A 5,790-nucleotide genomic window follows, 5' to 3' on the forward strand; every position below is an offset into this window, starting at 1 on the left:
GAAGACGGAAAATTTCTCTCCCCGACAAGCATTAAACAAATCATTCCTGAGTAGGGATAATTCATGAATTATCCCTACGGAATTATCCCTACGGAATTATCCCTACGGAATTATCCCTACGATAGGAATTGTTGTTACAGTGATTATAAATCCTTTCTACCGAAGCTTTGCCAAAACTGAACTTCCTCCTGACTAGGTTTGACTTGCTGATTTTCGATATCTTGATGCCATTTTAAAGGATTATTAACAATATATTCTCTAATTTTCGTTAAGGAAACCTCATCACGGATAATATGTTCATAATAATTCTTTTGCCAAACCGATTGACCTTGAGTACTCTGCAATTGATTAATCAGTTTAGCACTATTCATTTTAAAATAACCAACCACTTTAGGTAACAACATTTTTCGCCTTTCCTCTGGTAGAGATAATTCATGAATTATCTCTAATGGGTTATCAATAAATATTATTCCGTGAATATGATTAGGCATAATCACAAATTCATCTAAAATAACTTCTTTATAACGAGTATCTAAACTATGCCAAATATCCTTAACAACTTGACCAAATTGATTAAGATTCATGACGTTATCTTGTATGTCCCCTAATAAATTTTCACTATTTTTAATACAGATTGTCACAAAATATGCAGCCGATTGAGAATAATCATAGTGAGATAATCTTAAGGAACGACGATGGGGTTTATCAGAAAAGTTATTCATTTATTCATCTCCTTGTCAGGACAATAAATAGGAATCTTATTTTAGTTTTTGGCTATTTAGTAAAATAAGATCAAGCTGAAGATAACAATAATTGTAACTGCTCGGTCTCGCGTAGCGAGCGCGTTGCGACCGCTTCCTTTAACCTTTCTACCCCTGCAAACTTACTGGCAATTTCCCTCACATCTTGGGAAGTGGGGAGATTTTCTCAAAACCCTTGACAAATGGCGAGACTTGCTTTATACTTTATGTATAATGGGAATCCGTGCGCCCATATATATAGGGTTTTTGAGGGAAGATAAGAGAGAAAAAAATAGACTCAAAAATCGGGATGGGTAGGAATAAGGATATAAGGTATGAAGACAGAAAATTTCTCTCCCCGACAAGCATTAAACAAAGCATTCCTGAGTAGGGATAATTCATGAATTATCCCTACGGAATTATCCCTACGGAATTATCCCTACGGAATTATCCCTACGGAATTATCCCTACGGAATTATCCCTACGGAATTATCCCTACGGAATTATCCCTACGATCTGAATTGTTGTTACGGTGATTATAAAATCGGCTCGATTTTTTTCTAAAAACCCTTGACAAATGGCGAGACTTGCTTTATACTTTATGTATAATGGGAATCCGTGCGCCCATATATATAGGGTTTTTGAGGGAAGATAAGAGAGAAAAAAATAGCCTCAAAAATCGGGTAGGAATAGGATAAAGGTATGAAGACTGAAATTTTCTCTCCCCGACAAGCATTAAACAAAGCATTTCTGAGAGTCAAACCGAGTCGTAGTCAGGTGGAGAAGTTTCAAACCCACCTAGGACAACTTTTGGAAAGTATAAACGAGACAGAATCGGAGGAATTCCATAAAAACCTGCTTGCAGACTTTCTCAAACACAGCTACTACAGTCCTCAACATTTCATCAACACCAAGGGAAGGAATGATTTAGTCATCCATAACTCGAAAGAGTCGCGGGATTCCGTGGGGGTGATATTGGAAGTGAAGAAACCCAGCAATAAAAGCGAGATGCTGCGGAGAGACAAACTCAACTGTAAAGCATTACAGGAATTACTCCTCTACTTCCTTCGGGAAAGAATAACCGAGAAAAACCTAGAGATAAAACATCTGATTGCTACCAATATATATGAGTGGTTTATCTTCGACGGGAATATCTTCGAGAGACTATTCGCAGAAAATCAGGAACTTGTCAGACAGTTTAATGACTTTGAGACGGGGAGACTGACGGGAAAAACCACCGACTTCTTCTACAAACAGATAGGAGAACCCTTCCTTAACTCCAGACTCGATTCCCTGACATACACCCATTTTGACTTGCGGGAATACTCCCAAACCATCTGGGAGGACGAACATAACCTCATCAGTCTCTATAAAATCTTTTCTCCCGAACACCTCTTAAAACTCCCCTTTGCGAACGATAGCAACAGTCTCGACAAGAACTTTTATAGTGAACTGCTGCATATCATCGGATTGACAGAGATAAAAGAGGGAGGAAAAAAACTCATCCAACGTCTGCAACCAGCAGCGCGTCAACCCGGTTCGCTGCTAGAGAACGCTATCAGTCAAGTAGAGAGTTTAGATAAAATCTCTCGTTTACCCAATCCCGAAGAATTTGGGGAGACGGAGGAGGAGAGACTATTTAATATCGGTTTGGAGTTGGGGATAACTTGGATAAATAGAATCCTTTTCCTGAAGCTATTAGAAGCGCAGATAATTAGGTAAGCTAAACGGCGCTTAACCTGCATGATCCAACAGCTATAACCCTTTTGGAGTCTATATCGGTGATCCGAAGTAAAAGCCGTTTAGCTTATCATCGGGGGGATAAGTCCCTAGGGTTTCTCAATTTAAGCAAAATTGCCGACTATGACGACTTAAATCGCTTATTTTTCAGCGTCTTAGCAAAAAAACAGTCAGAAAGAAGCAGAGACATCCAGAATATCTATACTCAGGTTCCCTATCTCAACAGTTCTCTGTTTGAACCGACGGAATTAGAACAGTCAACCATAGTTATCAGTAACCTGCGTTCGGAGAATTTAGAGATTTTTGCGGGAACAGTCTTAAAGGATAGTCAGGGGAAAAAGCGAACAGGAGAAATCAACGCTTTAGCATACCTATTCGAGTTTCTCAATGCCTACGATTTTAGCAGCGAAGGTGGGGAAGCGATACAGGAGGATAACAAGACTCTTATCAATGCGTCGGTGTTGGGATTAATCTTCGAGAAAATCAACGGATATAAGGATGGTTCCTTTTTCACCCCCGGTTTCATCACTATGTATATGTGTCGGGAAACGATTCGACGCGCAGTGATAGAGAAATTTAACCAGAGTCAGGGATGGGATTGTCAGACAATCGAGGATGTATATAACCGCATCAAAGATAAAACGGCAGCCAATGCTATTATCAATAGTCTCAAAATTTGTGATCCTGCGGTGGGTTCGGGACATTTTCTTGTTTCTGCTTTGAACGAGATAATCGCAATTAAGAGTGAGTTACAGATTTTAGTGGATAAAGAGGGGAAAACTCTCAGGGATTATCGGGTTGAGGTGGTGAACGATGAGTTAATCGTCACCGATGATGACGGTAATCTGTTTGAGTATAATCCCCGCAACCGAGAAAGTCAGCGCGTACAGGAGACTTTATTTCAGGAAAAACAGCGTCTGATTGAGGGGTGTCTCTTTGGAGTTGATATCAATCCCAACTCGGTGAAAATCTGTCGGTTGCGTTTATGGATTGAGTTACTCAAGAATGCTTACTACAAAGCAGATAACGAGTTAGAGACGCTACCGAATATCGATATTAATATCAAGGTTGGCAATTCTCTGATTAGTCGCTTTGGGTTATCCAATGATTTACAAGTCTTTTCCCGCAAAAATCGTTTAAGTATCGAGAGTTATAAGGATGCGGTGAGAGTCTATCGCAACGCGGAGGATAAATCGCAAAAGCGCGAGATGGAGAGATTGATAAGTGAGATTAAGAGTAGTTTTCGTCAGACTTTACAGTTAGATAATCCTCTGAAAAAGCGCTTGCGCGGTTTGGAAACGGATTTATATAGTCTGGAGAATCAAATTTTGTTATTTGAGGAGTCACCGAAGGAAAAGAAAGCGCGGGAAAGGAAGATTAGTCAGTTAAGGAATGAGATTGATAAGTTACGTCCGCAACTAGAGGAGATTGAAAGCGGTAAGATTTATCATAATGCTTTTGAATGGCGCTTCGAGTTCCCCGAAGTTCTAGATGATAAGGGGAATTTTATCGGTTTTGATGTCATTATAGGTAATCCTCCTTATATCCGACAGGAGGAACTCAAAAATATTAAACCTATCTTGCAGAAAATTTATCAATCCTATACCGGGATTGCCGATTTATTTGTCTATTTCTATGAGAGGGGTTTACAAATACTCAAAACTAAAGGTTATTTAACTTATATCTCCTCAAATAAATATTTTCGTTCGGGATACGGGGAAAAATTAAGACAACTTCTCAGCGATTCGACCAAAATTTTTAATTTAATTGACTTTGGTGATTTTCCTGTCTTTGAAGAAGCTACCGCTTATCCCAGTATTATCGCTTTAAGTAAAGATAAATGGGATGGCAATCAGTTTAAAGCTTTAGCTTGGGATAAACACAAAGAGCAAAATATCACCCAGTTTGCCACAATTCTAGAACAAGATTATCTAACCGTCACTCAAGCTAATTTATCTGCTGATGGTTGGAAATTAGAATCTTCACAAACTTTAGATTTATTGGCTAAATTGCAAAAAGTCGGTACTCCTTTGGGAGAATATGTAAAAGGTAAATTATATTATGGCATTAAAACAGGTTTAAATGAAGCTTTTGTGATTGATAAAATCACCCGCGATAGATTAATTAGTGAACATCCCTCCTCCCAGGAAGTTATTAAACCTTTTCTACGGGGACGAGATGTAAAAAGATGGCGAATAGATTTCGCTGAACAGTATTTAATTAAAATTGAGTCATCGGAAAATAAAAGTCATCCTTGGTCAGATAAAGGTAAAATAGAAGCAGAAGCAATCTTTGCTCAAACCTATCCCGCAATTTATGCAAGATTTCAAGAATTTCGGGATAAATTAATTAAAAGAGATGATCAAGGTCGCTTTTTTTGGGAATTGCGTTCTTGTAAGTATTGGCAAGAATTTGAACAACTTAAAATTATTTATCCAAATATCTGTAAACGTAACGAATTTACCTTTGACGATTCTGGTTATTACACCAATCAAAAAGCCTTTATTATTTCCTGTAATGATCTAACTTTACTAGCTATTCTTAATTCTAGTGTAGTGATGTTTCTGTTTGAAAAAATACTAGCAAAATTACAGGGTAATTTTTATGAACCGAGTTCTATTTTTATCAAAGATTTTCCTATCGCTAATGCAACAGAAACCCAAAAACAAGCGATCGAATCTTTAGTTAAACAATGTTTAGAAGCTAAGGGAAAAGAAGTCAAGGAGTTAGAAACAAAAATTAACCAAATAGTGTATGAATTGTATGGATTAAGCGAGGAAGAAATCAGGATAATAGAGGGGGAAATCAAATAAATGTAGTAACGCACCCAAAAGCATCCCAAAGGACTGACAAAAATTTGATCCCCCTAAATCCCCCTTAAAAAGGGGGATTTAAATTTGATACATTTGTTCTCATGAACTCCCAATCGAACTTTAAAACCCATCTCCGCGCTTCCCCTATACCTTCCTCTTACCTATTGCAAGAGTGCCTTATCTCAACAAGTAATTTAAATTCAGTACAGCTTACACCCAAAAGAATCTCAACCAAAATGCTTGACAAAAGCCAAGACTTGACTTATACTTTTTATATAATGGGAATCCGTGCCTAAATATATATAGGGGTTTTCAGAGAAATTAACGAGCGAAAGAAATAGGGACGAAAAGGAAAGCTTTGCGGCAAGGATTAAAGCTGGTTTGGTTAGACTAACTTTATCGAAAATTTGGGTTAAAACCCCGTCGTTTTACGACGGCTTTTCCTGATCTTTGATATAAGACTTAAGAACTTCCAGTGGCGCACCTCCTACAGAAGA

1 protein-coding gene and 2 pseudogenes are annotated in these 5,790 nt (G+C 38.0%); 1 reads left to right on the forward strand and 2 read right to left on the reverse strand.

What is annotated here, in order from left to right:
- Nucleotides 1–143: 143 nt before the first annotated feature.
- Entirely contained in the window at nucleotides 144–722 is a 579-nt protein-coding gene (locus IM477_RS15245; protein ID WP_002761735.1) for a transposase, read from the reverse strand.
- 720 nt (nucleotides 723–1,442) lie between these two features.
- Here IM477_RS15245 and IM477_RS15250 point away from each other — a divergent pair.
- A pseudogene (locus IM477_RS15250) lies at nucleotides 1,443–5,293 on the forward strand (class I SAM-dependent DNA methyltransferase).
- Between the two features lie 428 nt (nucleotides 5,294–5,721).
- Here IM477_RS15250 and IM477_RS23405 read toward each other — a convergent pair.
- A pseudogene (locus IM477_RS23405) lies at nucleotides 5,722–5,790 on the reverse strand (IS200/IS605 family transposase); the annotation flags it as partial.

Origin of the sequence: Microcystis sp. M090S1, assembly GCF_020246295.1 — a bacterium.
Taxonomy (GTDB): Bacteria; Cyanobacteriota; Cyanobacteriia; order Cyanobacteriales; family Microcystaceae; genus Microcystis; species Microcystis aeruginosa.

Bases quoted from the DNA above. Each gene is read 5' to 3' on its own strand.
- IM477_RS15245 (WP_002761735.1), bottom strand. From the start codon at position 722: ATGAATAACTTTTCTGATAAACCCCATCGTCGTTCCTTAAGATTATCT.